The sequence below is a fragment of the Kitasatospora sp. NPDC059327 genome (genome assembly GCF_042752535.1).
Classification (GTDB): domain Bacteria; phylum Actinomycetota; class Actinomycetes; order Streptomycetales; family Streptomycetaceae; genus Kitasatospora.
Map to the genome: position 1 here is coordinate 85,109 of NZ_JBHYYB010000007.1, position 16,707 is coordinate 101,815.

Annotated in this window: 16 protein-coding genes; 8 read left to right on the forward strand and 8 right to left on the reverse strand. The window is 73.8% G+C overall.

Features of this window, described 5'->3' with window-relative positions:
* Window positions 1-46 precede the first annotated feature (46 nt).
* The gene (locus ACFXHB_RS07050) at window positions 47-1,294 is read left to right on the forward strand and encodes a family 16 glycosylhydrolase (RefSeq protein ID WP_380572780.1); all 1,248 of its coding nucleotides are present in this window, start codon (window positions 47-49) and stop codon (window positions 1,292-1,294) included.
* A gap of 142 nt (window positions 1,295-1,436) precedes the next feature.
* Here the strand turns inward: ACFXHB_RS07050 and ACFXHB_RS07055 are convergent, their stop codons facing one another.
* Entirely contained in the window at window positions 1,437-1,898 is a 462-nt protein-coding gene (locus tag ACFXHB_RS07055) for an NTP pyrophosphohydrolase (protein WP_380572781.1), read from the reverse strand.
* A gap of 270 nt (window positions 1,899-2,168) precedes the next feature.
* On the opposite strand from ACFXHB_RS07055, the gene ACFXHB_RS07060 reads away from it, so the two are divergent.
* A complete protein-coding gene (locus tag ACFXHB_RS07060) occupies window positions 2,169-2,648 on the forward strand; it encodes an ALF repeat-containing protein (protein WP_380572782.1) in 480 nt (159 codons plus the stop codon).
* A gap of 95 nt (window positions 2,649-2,743) precedes the next feature.
* Here the strand turns inward: ACFXHB_RS07060 and ACFXHB_RS07065 are convergent, their stop codons facing one another.
* Window positions 2,744-5,506 (reverse strand): M4 family metallopeptidase, encoded by a 2,763-nt coding sequence (locus ACFXHB_RS07065; protein ID WP_380572783.1) that lies wholly within the window; start codon window positions 5,504-5,506, stop codon window positions 2,744-2,746.
* A 281-nt stretch (window positions 5,507-5,787) separates the two neighbouring features.
* Here ACFXHB_RS07065 and ACFXHB_RS07070 point away from each other — a divergent pair, with 281 nt between their 5' ends.
* Complete coding sequence (locus ACFXHB_RS07070; RefSeq protein ID WP_380572784.1) at window positions 5,788-6,447, forward strand: nucleotidyltransferase domain-containing protein; 660 nt, start codon at window positions 5,788-5,790, stop codon at window positions 6,445-6,447.
* 63 nt (window positions 6,448-6,510) lie between these two features.
* Here ACFXHB_RS07070 and ACFXHB_RS07075 read toward each other — a convergent pair whose 3' ends face one another.
* A complete protein-coding gene (locus tag ACFXHB_RS07075) occupies window positions 6,511-7,239 on the reverse strand; it encodes a FadR/GntR family transcriptional regulator (protein WP_380572785.1) in 729 nt (242 codons plus the stop codon).
* 188 nt (window positions 7,240-7,427) lie between these two features.
* On the opposite strand from ACFXHB_RS07075, the gene ACFXHB_RS07080 reads away from it, so the two are divergent.
* From ACFXHB_RS07080 to ACFXHB_RS07100, 5 genes are read left to right on the forward strand one after another with little or no spacing between them, the layout of a single operon-like run.
* A complete protein-coding gene (locus ACFXHB_RS07080; protein ID WP_380572786.1) occupies window positions 7,428-9,113 on the forward strand; it encodes an amino acid permease in 1,686 nt (561 codons plus the stop codon).
* A complete protein-coding gene (locus tag ACFXHB_RS07085; RefSeq protein WP_380572787.1) occupies window positions 9,110-10,468 on the forward strand; it encodes a glutamine synthetase family protein in 1,359 nt (452 codons plus the stop codon). The genes ACFXHB_RS07080 and ACFXHB_RS07085 overlap by 4 nt, the downstream gene beginning before the upstream one ends.
* Window positions 10,465-11,166: a gamma-glutamyl-gamma-aminobutyrate hydrolase family protein gene (locus tag ACFXHB_RS07090; RefSeq protein ID WP_380572788.1), complete on the forward strand. Its 702-nt coding sequence runs from the start codon at window positions 10,465-10,467 to the stop codon at window positions 11,164-11,166. Before ACFXHB_RS07085 ends, ACFXHB_RS07090 begins: the two co-directional genes overlap by 4 nt.
* A complete protein-coding gene (locus tag ACFXHB_RS07095) occupies window positions 11,163-12,587 on the forward strand; it encodes an aldehyde dehydrogenase family protein (RefSeq protein ID WP_380572789.1) in 1,425 nt (474 codons plus the stop codon). Before ACFXHB_RS07090 ends, ACFXHB_RS07095 begins: the two co-directional genes overlap by 4 nt.
* A complete protein-coding gene (locus tag ACFXHB_RS07100; RefSeq protein WP_380572790.1) occupies window positions 12,584-13,357 on the forward strand; it encodes a 3-oxoacyl-ACP reductase in 774 nt (257 codons plus the stop codon). Before ACFXHB_RS07095 ends, ACFXHB_RS07100 begins: the two co-directional genes overlap by 4 nt.
* A gap of 73 nt (window positions 13,358-13,430) precedes the next feature.
* On the opposite strand, the gene ACFXHB_RS07105 is transcribed toward ACFXHB_RS07100, so the two are convergent.
* From ACFXHB_RS07105 to ACFXHB_RS07125, 5 genes are all read right to left on the reverse strand, one after another.
* Window positions 13,431-13,868 carry a glutaredoxin domain-containing protein gene (locus ACFXHB_RS07105; RefSeq protein ID WP_380572791.1) on the reverse strand — a complete coding sequence of 146 codons (438 nt, stop codon included), beginning with the start codon at window positions 13,866-13,868 and terminating at the stop codon, window positions 13,431-13,433.
* Window positions 13,869-13,999: 131 nt separating this feature from the next.
* The gene (locus ACFXHB_RS07110; RefSeq protein WP_380572792.1) at window positions 14,000-14,278 is read right to left on the reverse strand and encodes a hypothetical protein; all 279 of its coding nucleotides are present in this window, start codon (window positions 14,276-14,278) and stop codon (window positions 14,000-14,002) included.
* A 150-nt stretch (window positions 14,279-14,428) separates the two neighbouring features.
* Window positions 14,429-15,247 (reverse strand): lipase family protein, encoded by an 819-nt coding sequence (locus tag ACFXHB_RS07115; protein ID WP_380572793.1) that lies wholly within the window; start codon window positions 15,245-15,247, stop codon window positions 14,429-14,431.
* 439 nt (window positions 15,248-15,686) lie between these two features.
* A complete protein-coding gene (locus tag ACFXHB_RS07120) occupies window positions 15,687-16,121 on the reverse strand; it encodes a hypothetical protein (RefSeq protein ID WP_380572794.1) in 435 nt (144 codons plus the stop codon).
* A gap of 29 nt (window positions 16,122-16,150) precedes the next feature.
* On the reverse strand, window positions 16,151-16,693 hold the full coding sequence (locus ACFXHB_RS07125) for a cupredoxin domain-containing protein (RefSeq protein ID WP_380572795.1): 543 nt from the start codon (window positions 16,691-16,693) through the stop codon (window positions 16,151-16,153).
* Window positions 16,694-16,707 lie beyond the last annotated feature (14 nt).

Below are 16,707 nucleotides of genomic sequence, written 5' to 3' on the forward strand. Positions count from 1 at the left end.
ACGGAGCCCACGTGTCTTGAGGGGGGCAGGAAAGGTAGCCCACAGCATGACAACCCTGCGAACCGATGCCCGACAGCGCCGGGCCAAGCCCGCCGCCTGGAAGCGGGTGACCATCGCCGGCCTCGCGGCCGCGGCCGTGACCACCGGCACCGTGACCTGGGCGGCGCAGTCCGACGCGGCCACCACCCCGGTCGTCGTCGACTCGCTCGACATCGCGCCGGCCTCGCCCACGGCGAACTCGGCCGTGACCGCGACCGCCAAGGTGCACGCGAGCAAGCGGCTCAAGCTGCAGAGCCTGACCATCGCGGTGCGCTCGGCGAGCGGCGCCAACTACGACTTCCCCGGGGCCGCCCCCGCCACGCTGGGTACCGCGCAGACCACCGTCACGCCCAAGAGCCGGACGTTCCCGACCGGCTCGTACACCTACTTCGTGGCCTACAAGGCCTCGGACGGCTGGCACAACCTGACGCCGGTCCGCGGCTTCACGTCGAGCGGCGGCACAGTGACCCCGACGCCCACGCCGACCCCGACCCCGACCCCGACCCCGACCCCGACCACGCCGCCCACGCCGACCCCGACCGCGCCGCCCACCGCACCCGCCCCGGCCGGCGGCCCGCTGGGGATCGCGGGCAGCTGGCGCCCGGTGTTCGCGGACGAGTTCAACGGCAGCGGTGTCGACAGCGCCAAGTGGACGCCCAACTGGTTCGGCTGCCAGACCTGCACCACGCAGCCGGTCAACCCCGACATCGAGCTGGCGGCCTACGCCCCGTCGCAGTCCACCGTCAGCGGCGGCTCGCTGCACCTGAACATCGCCCAGCAGCCGACCACGGTCAACGGCAAGACCTACCCGTACCGCTCCGGCATGGTGTCCTCCAACGGCAAGGCCGAGTTCACCTACGGTGCCTTCGAGGCGCGGATCTACCTGCCGGCCGACGGCTCGCAGATCGCCAACTGGCCCGCGTTCTGGGCGGACGGGCACAACTGGCCGGCCGACGGTGAGATGGACATCATGGAGGGCCTGGGCGGCCAGGCCTGCTACCACTACCACTCGCCGTCCGGCGGCCCGGGCGGCTGCGCCACCGGCAACTACACCGGCTGGCACACCTACGGCGCCGAGTGGAAGCCGGGGTCGGTGACCTACTACTACGACGGGAAGCAGGTCGGCCAGATCACCACCGGCATCAGCTCCTCGCCGCAGTACCTGATCCTGAACAACGCGGTCTGGTCGGGCGGCGGTCCGTCCGCGACGCCGGCCGACATGCAGGTCGACTACGTGCGGGTCTGGCAGCACTGACCCGTCCCGGCCCGTGCGGGCCCGGCCTCGACCGGTGTCACGGGACTGCTGTGGCCCGACCTTCCGAGGTCGGGCCACGGTCGCGTCCGGTGCCTCGCCCGGTGCCTCGCCCGGGGCCGGGCGGTCCGCGCAGGTCGACCGGTCAGTCCTCCGGGCGGGCCGGCCGGGCCGGCCACACCGTGCGCGGACCGAGCACCCCGGCGCCGAGCGCGAGGACGCGGGCGCGCAGGCCGCGGTCGGCGGTGATGACCCGGCAGTCCCGCCCCGGCCGGGCGGTCAGCTCCTCCTCGACCAGCGCGACGATCCGGTCGTCGCCGGACCCGGGCGCGGCGACGACCCGGACCCCCGGCACCGGTGCCACCCCACGAGCGGCGCCCTCCACGACCAGGACCACCTCGACCGGGCCGGCCTCCGAGGTGGGCGGCGTCCCGGCACGGTCCGCCGGCCCGTACCGCGCGACGGCCGCCAGCGAGTCGCGCAGCCGCTCGGTCGCGCCCCTGCGGTCCCGCCACCAGCCATCGGGTACCGAGCCCACCACATTGGCGGCGTCCACGACCAGCAGCGGTACCCGCCCGTCCGTCCCGCCCGCATCGTGCTCACTCATGGCCCACCAGCCTGCCATGCCGGATCGGGCGCTCGGCCGCTCAGCGCCGGTGGTTCTCCCGGGTCCCGGGCCCCGGGGCATGGCCGACAGGAGATCCTGCGCCCCCAACCCCTCAAAGTGAGGGTCACTCACCGCCCGGGCCGAAGAAATTCCTGTTCCCATCCCCGTTCCCTCTGTTCCCGGGCTCAGGCGGCCGGGCGGCTCGCGCGCAGGACGCGTACCCCCGCCGACCTGCGCCGCTTCCTTGAGGTCGGGCTCGCGGACGCGCGCGTGGTCGACAACCGGGTGAAGGCCTTCCAGGTCATGGCGGTCGGTGGTCCGGCGGTCCAGAAGGCCGCGGTCGCCGCGCTGAAGGGCTCCCCGCAGGACGTGGTCGCGTTCCTGAAGGAGGGCCAGTACACGGCCCGCGCCGAGGACGAGGCCAACGCGGCGGCCGCCGCCAAGCCGACCACTGCGCCGGTCCAGCAGCCGGACCAGGCCCAGAACACCGCCGCCGGGCAGACCGCCCCGACCACCCGGCCCGTCCAGCCCGCCGGTGTCGTGAGCACCGTCGCCACCCCGGCCCCGGCCGTGGCGCCCGCGCGGGTCACCTACACCCCGGCCGGGACCCCGGCGCCGACCTCCGGCCAGCTCGCCGCCACAGGCGTGGACGAGGGCCTCGGCCTGGAGGCCGGCGGCGCCGCCGCGGCCGTCGCCGCCGGTGCGGCCCTGGTGGCCGTCGCCCGGCGTCGCCACTGCGCCGAAGGCTGACCCGCCGGCCCGGCCGCGCCCAGGGGTGCGGCCGGGCCGGGAGCCGGGCGCTCGCGGCGGCTTGGCGGCCACGCCGTTCTCCCGACGAGGTCCGGTCAGCAGGAGGTGGCGGGCCGCTCGCGGACCACGAGGTCGGTGTGACCGGTGGTGGCGTCGAGCCAGAGCACCCGGCTGTCCCGGTCGGCGGCCGGCTCGACCTGGCCGCCCCGGTTGCAGGACACCCGTACGGGGGTGCCGCCGGTGATCGGCAGCTGCCAGAGCTTGGGCAGCGCCGCGTTGGTCCAGCCGCCGGCGGGCTCGCTGCCCGAGGCCTGGAAGGTGATGGTCCGGTCGGAGGCGGTGAGGGTGGCGGTCGCCGGGGCGTAGGGGGAGTCGGTGGGGAGCACGTCGACGGCGGCCGAGCCGTCCGTGGCGCCGGAGCGGATCGCGCTGCGCGCGGCCGGGCCGGCCGGGGTCTCCACCCAGAGCAGCCGTCCGCCCGCGAGCAGGGTGGAGTTGATCGTGCCGCTCGACTCGTACCGTGCGGTCGCCCGGCCGGTGGTGAGCGAGTGGACCGCGGCCGCGGACCGCGGCTGCCCGTCGACGGTCCAGCGCTCGCTCCAGCCGACCAGGCCGTCCCTGAGGGTGAGGTCGGAGGGGCGGTGGCCCTCGGGCAGCGGCAGCTCCACCGGCGCGGCGCCGTCGCGGGAGACCAGGATCCTGGTCCGGCCGGTTTCCTGGTCCTCCGCCAGGAAGGCGATGTCACCGCCGGAGATCCGGACCTCGCCGAGCTGCTCGGTCCGGGAGGCGAACAGGCCGCGGACCGGGCCGCCGTCCAGCGGTCGGGTCAGGACCTCCGTGCCGAACCGGCCCTCGGAGTCGGGGCCGACGGCCGGCCAGACGGCGGCCTTTCCGTCGGTGGCGGCCCGGCTGTGTCGGCGGCCGTCCTCTGGGCTGAGCCGGACGGGCGTGCCGGTGCCGGTGGTGGAGCCGGTGTACAGGGCCGGGGCGCCGGTGCCGGTCGAGTCGCCCATCACCCAGCGGCCGCCGGCGACGGCCGGGGCGGGCGTCGAGGTGGAGATGGCGCGCACCAGCGCCCGGCTGTCCACACCGAGCTCGGACTCCCAGCCGGCGCGGATCCCGTGGGCGTCGAACGCCGCCGCGACCGAACGGAGTCGGGCCCGGTCGAGGTTCAGCGCGCGGCCGGCGGCGAGGACGGCGTTGCGGCCGTCGACGAAGTCGTCCAGCGGGGTGAGGTACTCGGTGAGCGCGCGGTAGACCAGCCGGTCGGCGGTGAGCGGGTCGAGGGTGCGCCGGATGTCCCACAGGGCGCCGCTGAAGATGGTGGAGTTGAGGTGGACGCCGCCGGCGTCGAGGCCGAGGTCGGTGCCGAGGTAGTCGCGCACGGTGGTGCGGCGGTCGTCGAGCCGGCGCCCCGCGCAGCTCTCCGGGGTGCCGGTGCGGCAGACCGACTCGCCGAACAGGGCGGCCTTCGGGTCGGTCATCGCCACCCCGCGGGCGGTCACCTCGATGGCGTTGCCGAAGTAGTCGGCCAGGGCCTCGTTCATCGCCCCGGTCTGGCCGGCGTTGACCAGGCCGGCGGTGTGCTCGATGACGCCGTGGGTCATCTCGTGCCCGGCGATGTCCAGCGCGACCGCGAACGAGTGGTACGTCGGGCCCCCGCCGCCGTAGGACATCATGGTCCCGTCCCAGGTGGCGTTCATGATCGGTGCGCCGTCGTTGGTCATGGCGACCAGCGAGACGATCGGCGCGCCCTTGCCGTCCAGTCCCTCCCGGCCCAGCCGGTCGCGGTAGAAGTCGTACACGATGCCCGCGTTGAGGTGGGCGTCGGTGGCGCCGTCGGTGCCGGTGGCGGCCGGGAAGTCGGCGGTCGGTGAGGTGGCCGGGCGCAGGTCGGCGGGCAGACCGCCGATGAAGTCCAGCAGGTCCCGGCCGGCCGCGTCATAGGTGGTGATGGTGGCGCGCCTGGTCAGGTCGACGAGCTGGTGGCTGCCGTCGGGCAGCCGGGCGGTGTTCACCGGCACGCGGCGGCCGTGGGCGTCCGGGGCGGTGCCGGTGGCGGGTTCGAGCCCCGGCCCGGCGGCGACCGTCGCCGCCGGGCCGCTCACGGCAGTCGCCGTTGCCGCTGTTGCCGCCGGTCCGGGGCCGGCCGAGGAGGGGGCGCGGGTGTCGTGGGCGAGAGCGATGTCGCCGACGGTGGCGTCCACGTAGACCTCGCGGGTGGTCGGCGGTGCGTCGGACCGGTCGGCGCCACTCCGCACGGTGAAGTGCCGGGTCAGCCGGCCCGCCCCACCGGGCAGGACGACCGGGCCGCGATCCTCGGCGGTGGCGCCGGAGCGGGCGCGCGGGTCGGTGAGCGCGCCGAGCGCGAAGCCGCGCAGCATCGCCTCCGGGACGGCGGCGGTGGTCGGTGCGGTGAGCCCGGTGAAGTACTTGCCGCCGGCGGACTCGACCCGCTGGTCGGCGCCGTCGCCGACCAGGTGGACGAGGTACTGCGCGCCGAGCACCGGCACACCGCCGTGGTACTGCTGGAACCTGACGGTGCGCCGCCCGTCGGCCGCGCGCTCGGTGGCGACCTCGGTGAGTTGCCCGGGGTCGATCCGGTAGCGCTCGGGGTGCGCGGCCAGGTGGGCCAGGGCGGCCGCCACCGGGGCACCCTCGGCCCGTTCGGCCAGACCGGTGACCAGTCGCGGGGTGGCGGTGTCCCGGCCGGCGACCAGGGCGGGCACCGGGTCGGTGTCGGATGCCTGCGCGGCGAGCGCGGGCGGTGCGGCCAGGGTGAGGCTCAGCGCGGCGGTGACGGCGAGGCCGAGCGCCTTGGGGGTACGGGACGGGTGCGGCACGGGGGTGTCCTCCACGGGAGCGGGGTCGGTGACGAGGCTTCAGCCCGATGCTTGATCGCGGAAGTCCGGAAAATCCAGATGTTTGCCGGTACATGCAGAGAATTCCGGTGATGACGTGTTCGTTGACGCAGCGATGCCCCGTCCGAACGGGCAGAACGGCTTCGCGGGGCAGCTCGGGAGTCCTCGGGAGCCCTCGGGGCTTTCTTCGGGGTCGCGGTGCCCGCTGGCGCTCGCCGTGCGGCGTCCGGCGCCGGGAATTCCGTTCGGCGGACCAGGTCGCCCGCTACTCTGGCGGGATGACGGATGGACTGCCCGCAGGCGGTGTCGCGATCACCGAGGCCGAGGCCGAGGAGAGATGGGTGCACGCCTGGACGCCCGCCGAGGTGGCGGCCCGGTTGGCAGGTGTCTCGGCTCCCTGGTGCGTGGCCGGGGGCTGGGCCCTCGACCTGTTCCGGGGTCGGCGGACCCGCGAGCACGGTGATCTGGAGATCGCGGTGCCGGCGGGGCGGTTCCCCGAGATCAGGGACCGGTTCGCCGGGTTCGCCTTCGACACCGTGGCGTCCGGCCGGGTCTGGGAGCTCACCCCGCAGGTCGCCGATTTGTCCCACCAGACCTGGCTGCGCGACCCCGCGACCGGGAACTTCCTGGTCGACGTGTTCCGCGAACCGCACGACGGTGAGACCTGGATCTGCCGGCGTGACCCGTCGATCCGCCTGCCGTACACCGCGGTGGTCCGCCGTACGGAGGACGGGATCCCTTACCTCGCACCGGAGTTGGTGCTGCTGTTCAAGGCCAAGGCGGCCCGCCCCAAGGACCGGCGGGACTTCGTCGGCACGCTTCCCCTGCTGGACGGGGCGCAGCGGCGGGCGTTGGCCGGGTACCTCGACCGGGTGCATCCGGGACACGCCTGGTTGACGGACCTCCGGTCGGGCGGCGGGCCCGCGCTCCCGCGGTGACCGGCCGGGTCGTGCGCGGCCCGCGGGAGTGAGCCCCCGGCGGACCCGGAGCCCTCGGGCCGTTCAGCCGAGGAAGGCGCGCAGCAGCGCGGCGGTCGCCTCCAGGTGCTCCTCGGTGGCCCGGCGGGCGGCCGCGGAGTCGCCGGCCAGGATGGCGCGGGTCATCGCCCGGTGCTGGTCGGAGGCGTGGTCGATGTTGCGGCCGAGCATCGGGATGGCGTTGAGCAGGTCGTTGAGCCGGATCCGGGCCTCGGCGATACCGGCCGCGAGCGAGGGGGAGCCGGTGAGTTCGCCGATCGCCAGGTGGAAGCGGGAGTCACACTGCCGGTACTCGTCCGGGCTGGCGTTGTCCGCGTCGGCGAGGCGTTGGCGCAGGTAGGTCCGCTGGTCCTCGGTGAGGTCGCGGCGGGCGGCGAGTTCGGCGGCGCCGGTCTCCAGGACCAGGCGCAGGGTGAGCGCGTCCTCCAGCTCGGCGCCGAGGTCCTGGGCGGCGCGGCGCAGCTCGCCGACGTCGGGTGCCGGGAGCCGGTAGGTGACGAAGGTGCCGCCGTAGCGGCCGCGGCGGGCCTGGACCCAGCCGGCCTGCTGGAGTGAGCGCAGCGCCTCGCGCAGGGTCTCGCGGCTGACGTTCAGCCGGGCGGCGAGGTCGCGTTCGGCGGGAAGACGGTCGCCGTGGCCGACCACGCCGAGCTTGATCGCCTGGAGGATCCGCTCGACGGTCTCCTCGAAGGCGTTGCCGGTGCGGACGGGTCGGAAGACGCTGTCGAACTGCCGATCCACCTGTGCCTCCACGGGGTGATCGTACCCGGGGGCGCTCGGCGGCCGGTCGGGGGAGCGGTCTTGACGCCGGGGCGGCCCCGGGTGAACGATGCTGCACACGGCTCCAATGGTCTGCTTTCAGTCCATTGGAACGCAAGGACGGCGCGCCACGACGGCGTGGGCGCGCGTGCCGGTCCCCGCCTCATTCCCCAGGGGTGCGCATGACATCCGAAGAACCGGTCGGGTCCAGCCCGGCCGAGCAGCCTGTCAGACCACTGTTTCCCGCTGATTCCGGGTCCGTTTCCGCGACGGCGCCCGCCTCCCCGGCAGTCCCCGCGTCCCCCGCCCCCGACGCCCCCGACGCCCCCGCGTCCCCCGCCCTCTCCGAGGACGAGCAACGGCTGCGCGAACTCGGCTACACCCAGGAGCTGGCCCGCTCGATGTCGGGCTTCGCCAACTTCGCGGTGTCCTTCTCCATCGTCTCGATCCTCTCCGGCTGCCTCACCCTCTACGGGACGGGCATGAACACCGGCGGCCCCGCCATGATCACCTGGGGTTGGCCGCTGGTCGGACTGATGACCCTCTGCGTCGGCCTCGCGATGGCGGAGATCTGTTCCAGTTACCCGACCGCGGGCGGGCTCTACTACTGGGCCGCCCGGCTGGCCCGCCGTCAGGGGCCGGCCGCCTCCTGGTTCACCGGCTGGTTCAACTTCCTGGGCCAGGTCGCGGTCACGGCGGGTGTCGACTACGGAGCGGCCTTCTTCACCAACGCCTTCCTCGACCTCCAGTTCGGCTTCGCCGCCACGCCCGGCCACACCGTGGAGATCTTCGCGGTGATCCTGCTGCTGCACGGGCTGCTCAACACCCGGGGCGTCAGGCTGGTGGCCCTGTTCAACACGGTCAGCGTCTGGTGGCACCTGATCGGCGTGGTGGTGATCGTGGGCGCGCTGGCCCTGCTACCCAGCCACCACGCCCCGGCGTCCTTCGTGTTCACCGAGTTCGTCAACAACACCGGCTTCCGGAGCGACTTCTACGTCGGGATGCTCGGTCTGCTGCTCGCCCAGTACACCCTGACCGGCTACGACGCCTCCGCGCACATGACCGAGGAGACCCACGACGCCGCCCGGTCCGGCCCGCGCGGCATCGTCAACGCCATCGTCGTCTCGCTGGTGGCCGGCTGGATCCTCCTGCTGGGCATCACCTTCGCGATCCAGGACTACGCGGGGGCGCTCGACAGCGGCACCGGGGTCCCGCCCGCGCAGATCTTCATCGACGCGATCGGGACGACCGGCGCCAAGCTGCTCCTGCTGATCGTGATCGGCGCCCAGTTCTTCTGCGGGATGGCCTCGGTCACCGCCAACTCCCGGATGATCTACGCCTTCTCACGGGACGGCGCGTTGCCCGGCTCCCGGATCTGGCACCGGATCGACCCCCGCACCCAGACCCCGACCAACGCGGTCTGGCTGGCCACCGGCGGAGCCCTGCTGCTCGGACTGCCCGCCCTGTGGAACACCACCGCCTACACCGCCGTCACCTCGATCTCGGTGATCGGCCTCTACCTCTCCTACGTGATCCCGGTGTTCCTGCGGCTGCGGCAGGGCAGGGCGTTCCCCCGGGGACCGTGGCACCTCGGTCGCTGGAGCACGCTGATCGGCGGTGTCGCGGTCGGCTGGACGGCGTTCATCACCGTGCTGTTCATGCTGCCCACCGTCAGCCCCGTCACCGCCGCCGACTTCAACTACACCCCCGTGGCGGTCGCCGTGGTCCTCGGGTTCGCCGGCCTCTGGTGGCTGGCCTCCGCCCGGCACTGGTTCACCGGCCCCCGCATCCAGGGCGCCCCCGCGCCCGGCAGCCAGGAACTGCCGGTCCGCGAGGCCTCCCCGGCCGACGAAATGGAGTCCCGATGACCGCGTCCCGGCTCACCCTCGACCGGCTGCGGCCGCTGGTCGCCGACGGCAGCGTCGACACCGTCGTGCTGGCCATGACCGACATGCAGGGCCGCCTGCAGGGCAAGCGGATCGCCGCCGAGTACTTCCTCAGCGACGTCGTCCCCAACGCGGCCGAGGGCTGCGGGTACCTGCTCGCCGTCGACATCGACATGAACACCGTGGACGGCTACCGGATCTCCTCCTGGGACAGCGGCTACGGGGACCTCGTCCTCACCCCCGACCTGGACACCCTGCGGACGGTGCCCTGGCACCCGGCCACCGTCATGGTCCAGTGCGACGTGCACCACCACGACGGCAGCCCGGTCAGCGTCTCGCCGCGGCAGATCCTGCGGCGTCAACTGGACCGGCTGGCCGAGCACGGCTGGCAGGCCTACGTCGGCACCGAGTTGGAGTTCATCGTCTTCCGCGACAGCTACGAGCAGGCCTGGGACAAGGCCTACCACGGCCTCACCCCGGTCAACCAGTACAACGTCGACTACTCCATCCTCGGCACCTCGCGGATCGAGCCGCTGCTGCGCCGGCTGCGCAACAGCATGGCGGGTGCCGGGCTGACCGTGGAGTCCGCCAAGGGGGAGTGCAACCCGGGCCAGCACGAGATCGCCTTCAAGTACGGCGAGGCGCTCACCACCTGCGACGACCACGCCGTCTACAAGACCGGTGCCAAGGAGATCGCCGCGCAGGAGGGGGTCAGCCTCACCTTCATGGCCAAGTACAACGAGCGCGAGGGCAACTCCTGCCACATCCACCTCAGTCTGCGCGACGACCAGGGCCGGCCGGTGATGCCCGGCGACGGCCCGCACGGCTTCTCCCGCACGATGGAGCACTTCCTGGCCGGCCAACTCGCCTGCCTGGCCGACTTCTCGCTGCTGCTCGCCCCCACCGTGAACGCCTACAAGCGGTACGTGCCGGGCAGCTTCGCCCCGACGGCCATCGCGTGGGGCCGTGACAACCGCACCTGCGCCCTGCGGGTGGTCGGCCACGGACCGTCGTTGCGGTTCGAGAACCGGGTCCCCGGCGGGGACGTGAACCCGTACCTCGCGGTCGCCGCGCTGATCGCGGCGGGCCTGTACGGGATCGAGCACCGGTTGCCGCTGGAGCCGGAGTTCACCGGCAACGCGTACGCCTCCGACGCGCCACGGGTGCCGTCCGGGCTGCGCGACGCGGTGGACGCGTTCGAGCGCAGCAAGCCCGCCGCCGAGGCCTTCGGCGCCGAGGTCGTCCAGCACTACACCCACGCCGGCCGGACCGAACTGGCCGCCTACGCGGCGGCGGTGACCGACTGGGAGCGGCGCCGCGGATTCGAGCGGCTGTGACCACGCGCCCGCTGATCGGCATCACCAGCTACCTCGACGAGGCGGCCTGGGGCGTCTGGCGCCAGCCGGCCGCCGTCCTGCCCCGCACCTACCTCGACAGCGTCTCCCGGGCCGGCGGCACCCCCGTCCTGCTCCCGCCCCAGGGCGGCGGCGTCGACCGTCTGATCGGCGCACTCGACGGGCTGGTGCTCGCCGGCGGCGCCGACCTCGACCCCGCCCTGTACGGAGCCGACCCCCATCCGCGCACCGGACGCCCCCAACCGCGGCGGGACCGCTGGGAGTCGGAGCTGCTGGCGGCCGCGCTCGACCGCGACCTGCCGGTCCTCGGCGTCTGCCGCGGCATGCAACTGCTCAACGTCGCGCTCGGCGGCGACCTGGTCCAGCACCTGCCGGACGAGAGCCACCAGACCCTGCCGGCCGCCTACGTCCGCCAGGAGGTGACGATCCGGCCCGGGAGCCGGCTCGGCGCGGTCCTCGGCGCCTCGGCCCGGGTCAACTGCTACCACCACCAGGCGGTCGACCGGATCGGCAGGGGCCTGCTGGTCACCGCCCGCAGCGCGGACGGGGGCGTCGAGGCGCTCGAACTGCCCGGCCGGACGTTCACCGTGGCCGTCCAGTGGCACCCAGAGACCGACCCGCAGGACCTTCGACTGTTCGAGGCGTTCACCGCGGCGAGCTGCAAGGAGGCAGCCGGATGACCGGACCCGACCCGCACCAGGCGACCGGACCCGACCCCAACGGGGCGACCGGCCCCGAGCCCTACCAGGTCGTCAACCCGGCCACCGAGGAGGTGATCACCACCGTCGAACTCGCCTCGCTCGCCGAGACCGACGCCGCGATCGCGCGGGCCGCGGCCGCGTTCGAGACCTGGCGCCGGGTCGCCCCCGCCGACCGGGCCCGCCTGCTGCGCGCCTTCGCCGCCGCCGTGGACGCCGACCGGGACCACCTGGCCGCCCTGGAGGTCGCCAACGCCGGGCACACCGTGGGCAACGCCCGCTGGGAGGCCGGCAACGCCCGGGACGTGATCGAGTACTACGCGGCCGCCCCCGAGCGGCTGTTCGGCCGGCAGATCCCGGTCGCCGGTGGTCTGGACATCACCTTCCAGGAGCCGCTGGGCGTGGTCGGCGTCATCGTGCCCTGGAACTTCCCGATGCCGATCGCCGCCTGGGCCCTGGCCCCGGCCCTCGCGGCCGGCAACACCGTCATCGTCAAACCGGCCGAGCTCACCCCGCTCACCGCGCTGCGGCTGGGCGAACTCGCCCTCCGGGCGGGCCTGCCCGAGGGCGTCCTGCAGATCCTCCCCGGGCGCGGTCCGGTGGTCGGCCGGCGCTTCGTCACCCACCCCGCCGTCCGCAAGGTGGTCTTCACCGGCTCCACCGCCGTCGGCCGGGCCGTGATGGCGGGCTGCGCGGCCCAGGTCAAGCCGGTCACCCTCGAACTCGGCGGCAAGAGCGCCAACATCGTCTTCGCCGACGCCGACCTGGCCAGGGCCGCCGCCACCGCGCCGTACGCGGTCTTCGACAACGCCGGACAGGACTGCTGCGCCCGCTCGCGGATCCTGGTCGAGGCCTCCGTGCACGACGAGTTCATGGCGCTGCTGGAGACCGCCGTGCGTGGGGTACGGGTCGGCGACCCGGCCGACGAGAAGACGGAGATGGGTCCGCTGATCTCGGCCGCCCACCGGGCCCGGGTGGCGTCCTTCGTCCCCGACGACTCCGCGGTCGCGTTCCGCGGCACCGCGCCCGACGGTCCGGGGTTCTGGTACCCGCCGACGGTGCTGGCACCCGTGCGCCACGACGACCGGGCCTTCACCGAGGAGATCTTCGGCCCGGTGGTCGCGGTGGTCCCGTTCCGCGGTGAGGAGGAGGCGGTCCGGATCGCCAACTCCACCGAGTACGGCCTCTCCGGCTCGATCTGGACCGGCGACGTCGGCCGCGCGCTGCGGGTCTCGCGCGCGGTGGAAGCGGGCAACCTGTCCGTCAACTCGCACTCCTCGGTGCGCTACTCGACCCCCTTCGGCGGGTTCAAGCAGTCCGGCCTGGGCCGCGAGCTCGGCCCGGACGCCCTCGACGCCTTCACCCAGACCAAGAACGTCTTCATCTCCACGGAGGAACGATGAGCATCAGCGAACGACTCGACGGCCGGGTGGCGGTCATCACCGGCGCGGGCAGCGGCATCGGCCTCGCGACCGCCCGGCGGTTCGCCGCCGAGGGCGCCAAGGTGGTGTGCGTGGACCTGGACAAGGAGAGCGGCAGCAGGGCGGCCGAGGAGGTCGGCGGCCTGTTCGTGCAGGCCGACGTCACCGACGAGGCCGCGGTGGAGGCCATGTACCAGCAGGCCGTCGACCACTACGGCAGGCTGGACATCGCCTTCAACAACGCCGGGATCTCGCCGCCCGACGACGACTCCATCCTGACCACCGGGCTGGAGGCCTGGAAGCGGGTCCAGGACGTCAACCTGACCAGCGTCTACCTGTGCTGCAAGTACGCCATCGGACACATGCGGCGCCAGGGCAAGGGCTCGATCATCAACACCGCGTCATTCGTCGCGGTGATGGGCGCGGCGACCTCGCAGATCTCCTACAGCGCCTCCAAGGGCGGGGTGCTGGCGATGTCCCGCGAGCTGGGCGTGCAGTTCGCCCGGGAGGGCATCCGGGTCAACGCGCTGTGCCCGGGGCCGGTCAACACCCCGTTGTTGCGGGAGCTGTTCGCCAAGGACCCGGAGCGGGCCGCCCGCCGGCTGGTGCACATCCCGCTGGGCCGGTTCGCCGAGCCGCAGGAGATCGCGGCCGCCGTGGCCTTCCTGGCCAGCGACGACTCCTCGTTCATGACCGCCAACACCTTCCTGGTGGACGGCGGCATCTCGGGGGCCTACGTCACCCCGGAGTAGCGGCGCCCGGCGGCCCGGTCGGTCCGGTCCGGCCGGCCGGGCACCCCGTGGGCGGTGCCCGGCCGACCGGCCGTCACACGGACCGGTCGAGCCGGGCGCGCACCCAGGCGGGATCGGGGTTGACGTGCGGGCGGCCCGCCACGACGACGGTCGGTACGGTCTCGTCACCGTCGTTGACCGCCCGTACGGCCGCGGCCCCGGCCGGGTCGCGCCAGATGTCGACCCAGTGCGCCCGGCGCGCGGCACGGCCCAGCCGGAACCGCAGACGCAGGCAGTACTTGCAGCCCGCCCGCCAGTAGACGACCGGCCGGCCGTCCAGCGCACTGCGGCGCCGCGCCTCCTCCGCCCCGATCGACCGGGGGAACGCCAGCGGCGAGTGCACCCCCGCCAGCAGCACGAACAGCACCAGCAGGGGAGCGGCTACGGCCGCCGCCCCTTGGACGACCAGCACGGCCGCGAGCAGCGAACCGCAGAGCACGAGCACCAACGGGAAGATCCAACCACGCGTCATGAGGAGGGAGGCTACCGACGGCACCGGCCGGTCGAACCACCGGCCCCGTGCCCGGCCCGGGGACGCTGACCGGCCCGAGCACGCCGCCGCCCGGCCCGGGACGCTGCCCTGGCCGGGCCCCGGACGCGGGTTCAGCCGGGGATCAGGCCGTCGTCGCTGAGCATCGCGCGGACCTCGTCCAGGGTGGCGTCGGGCGAGGGAAGGATCAGCTCCGACGGCTCCAGGGAGTCGTCGGGCAGTGGCGTCCCCAAGCGGCGGATCGCCTCCAGGAGGGCGCCCAGCGTCCTCCTGAACCCTTCCTCGTCCCCGGACTCCAGCTCCGTGAACAGCTCGTCGTCGAGCGCGTTCAGCTCGGTGAAGTGGGCGTCGGCCAGCTTGACCTGGCCTTCGCCCATGATGCGAACGATCACGGTGCTCCGTTCCTGGGGTGGTGCCGCGGCCTCGGTGGCCGCGGCGCTGCCCCCATCCCACCGCCCCTGCGGCCCGCCCGCCCGGCCAGCCCCGTCCGGGGCGTCGCCCCACCACCCGGACGGCCCAGCGGAGGGCACGGCGGGCGCCCGTCAGGCGAGGTTCTTCTCCAGGGCGGTGATGTAGTTGCGCAGGAGGTGGTCGCGGAGGCCGTCGCTCGCGGGGGCGAAGGCGTCCGCGGTGAGCCCCTTGGCGCGGTCGGTGAGCCCGCCGATCAGGCCGGTGGTGCGGAGTTTGCCGCTGGCGTCGATGTACCGGAGGGTGTCGACGTGGGTGTAGGCGGGCTCGGGCGGTAGCTGGGGGACGATGTCGTTGTTGTTGACGAAGCGGTGGATGCGGTCCTTGAACCCCTTGTTGCAGGCGGTGGCGAGGAGGCGGTCGCAGGTGCGGGGCTGGCCGTAGGTGTAGATGCCGTCGGCGGTCAGGCGGGGTTCCTCCAGGTGGAGGCGGGCTCCGGCGAGCATGGCGAGGGCGCCGCCGAGGCTGTGGCCGGTGAGCCACAGGCTCTGGTCCTCGGTGCGCAGTTCGGCGAGGGTGTCCCGGATGTCGGGGAAGACCGAGGTGAGGGCTTCGGCGAAGCCGTAGTGGACGTATCCGGTACCGGCCGGACCGGGGCGCGGTGGGGTGGTGGCGTCGGAGAGCCAGTCGCGGATCTGCTGGGGTTCGGTACCGCGGAAGGCGGTGACGATCATGTGGTCGCCGGCCATGGTGTAGGCCTGGGTGTCCTGGAGCGGGAAGGGCGGCGTGAAGCGCGTCTCGTGGTGGCGCACCGTGTCGAAGCCCCAGGCGCGGGCCTGCCGCTCGATGGTGTCCTTGTCCTTGTAGGCCAGGTCGGAGGCCCGGGCCAGCCAGTAGGCATGGGCGAGGTCGTAGCCCTTGGCGCGGTGGTCGAACGTGGTGGGGGTGGGCACGCTTCGGCTCCTTGAGGGGTGGGGGCGACGGGGGCGGTGCCGGTGTCCGGGAGGCTCGCGGTGGGGAGCCCCACGCGGCCGGCGGTGGGACGACCGGGACGGGGACCGGATTGCTGGTGGCGTTCACCGACGCGGTGATCGCGGCCGGCTGGAGCGCGTACGTGACCGGGCTGTTCCGCGCGTCCCGGAGCAGGGTGGCGTTGATCCGGTCGGCCTCGCGGGCCGTCGGGATGCCGGAGGATGACATGGTGTGCTTGAGGGTCTCGGCCGACCGTCACAGCAGAAGATAGTGTGCGGACGATCCTGGGTGCGGGAGGCTCCACGGGCGGCGCTCTGTGTCGAGTCCGCGCCTTCAAGAACGAGAGCCTCACCAGGAACTACCGCACGGTCACGACCCTCCACATCAACTGAGACGCCCGCGACGGCGCCGGCCCGCCGGTCACTCGCGCGAACCGCGGCGACCGGCGAGCAGGACGGCGAGGGCGGCCGCGGCGATGCCCTGGGCCCAGGCGGTGAGGGTCTTGTCGGTGAACCAGACGGGTTCGTACATGTCGGGCAACGGGCCGAGGGCACCGACGTCGACGTAGCGGTAGAGCAGGAGCAGGGCGAGCCCGCCGGCGGCCACGGCGAAGGCGTAGAGGTCCCCGAGCCGTCGTCGCCACAGCAGGACGAGCAGGACGGCGAGGGCCGCGGCGCCGGCCTCGATCCGGAACAGGGTGCCCTGGCTGACGGTGCTGCCGACGGCGTCGTACCGGTCGGCGAGGCGGAGATGGACGACGGCGTCGACGGCGAGACCGGCGGCGGCGATCAGGCGCAGCAGGAGCACGGCGATCCGCCGCTGCCGTCGGGCCGGGGGAGGGCTGGGGGTGGCCACGGTGGTGGGGGGTTCCTTCCGGGCCCGGCTCAGGAGACGGTGAGGGTGCCGTGCATGAACGGGTGGATGGTGCAGATGTACGGGTGCGGGCCGGACTGCTGGGGCGCGGTGAGGGTGGCGGTGGCGCCCGGGGCGATCGTGCCGGTGTCGAAGCTCTTGTCGTCGGCCGTGAGGGTGTGGGCGGTGGAGTCCTGGTTGGTGACGGTGAGCGTGGTGCCGGGGCTCAGGGTCAGGGCGGCGGGTTCGAAGAGGAAGTTCCTGATGTCGACGTGGGCCGTGCTCGCGGTCGTGCTCGTGCTCGCGGTCGTGCTCGTGCTCGCGGTCGTGCTCGTGCTCGCGCTCGCGCTCGTGCTCGCGCTCGTGCTCGTGCTCGTGCTCGCGCTCGGGGTGTTGCTCGTGGTGCTGCTCGCGGTCGTGCCGGAGGAGGGCGAGGAGGGGACGGAGCTTGCCGCTGTCGCGGACCCCGCGCTTCCGCTCGGCTGACCGCTGCCGGTCGAGCTGCTGGAGCAGGCGGCGAGGGCGCCGGCGAGCAGCAGGGCGCCGCAGGTCCGGGCGAGGAGGGGGACGGTCATGGCGGCGCTCCGTT

Bases quoted from the DNA above. Each gene is read 5' to 3' on its own strand.
- ACFXHB_RS07050 (WP_380572780.1), top strand. From the start codon at position 47: ATGACAACCCTGCGAACCGATGCCCGACAGCGCCGGGCCAAGCCCGCC.
- ACFXHB_RS07055 (WP_380572781.1), bottom strand. From the start codon at position 1,898: ATGAGTGAGCACGATGCGGGCGGGACGGACGGGCGGGTACCGCTGCTG.
- ACFXHB_RS07070 (WP_380572784.1), top strand. From the start codon at position 5,788: ATGACGGATGGACTGCCCGCAGGCGGTGTCGCGATCACCGAGGCCGAG.
- ACFXHB_RS07080 (WP_380572786.1), top strand. From the start codon at position 7,428: ATGACATCCGAAGAACCGGTCGGGTCCAGCCCGGCCGAGCAGCCTGTC.
- ACFXHB_RS07085 (WP_380572787.1), top strand. From the start codon at position 9,110: ATGACCGCGTCCCGGCTCACCCTCGACCGGCTGCGGCCGCTGGTCGCC.
- ACFXHB_RS07095 (WP_380572789.1), top strand. From the start codon at position 11,163: ATGACCGGACCCGACCCGCACCAGGCGACCGGACCCGACCCCAACGGG.
- ACFXHB_RS07100 (WP_380572790.1), top strand. From the start codon at position 12,584: ATGAGCATCAGCGAACGACTCGACGGCCGGGTGGCGGTCATCACCGGC.
- ACFXHB_RS07105 (WP_380572791.1), bottom strand. From the start codon at position 13,868: ATGACGCGTGGTTGGATCTTCCCGTTGGTGCTCGTGCTCTGCGGTTCG.
- ACFXHB_RS07125 (WP_380572795.1), bottom strand. From the start codon at position 16,693: ATGACCGTCCCCCTCCTCGCCCGGACCTGCGGCGCCCTGCTGCTCGCC.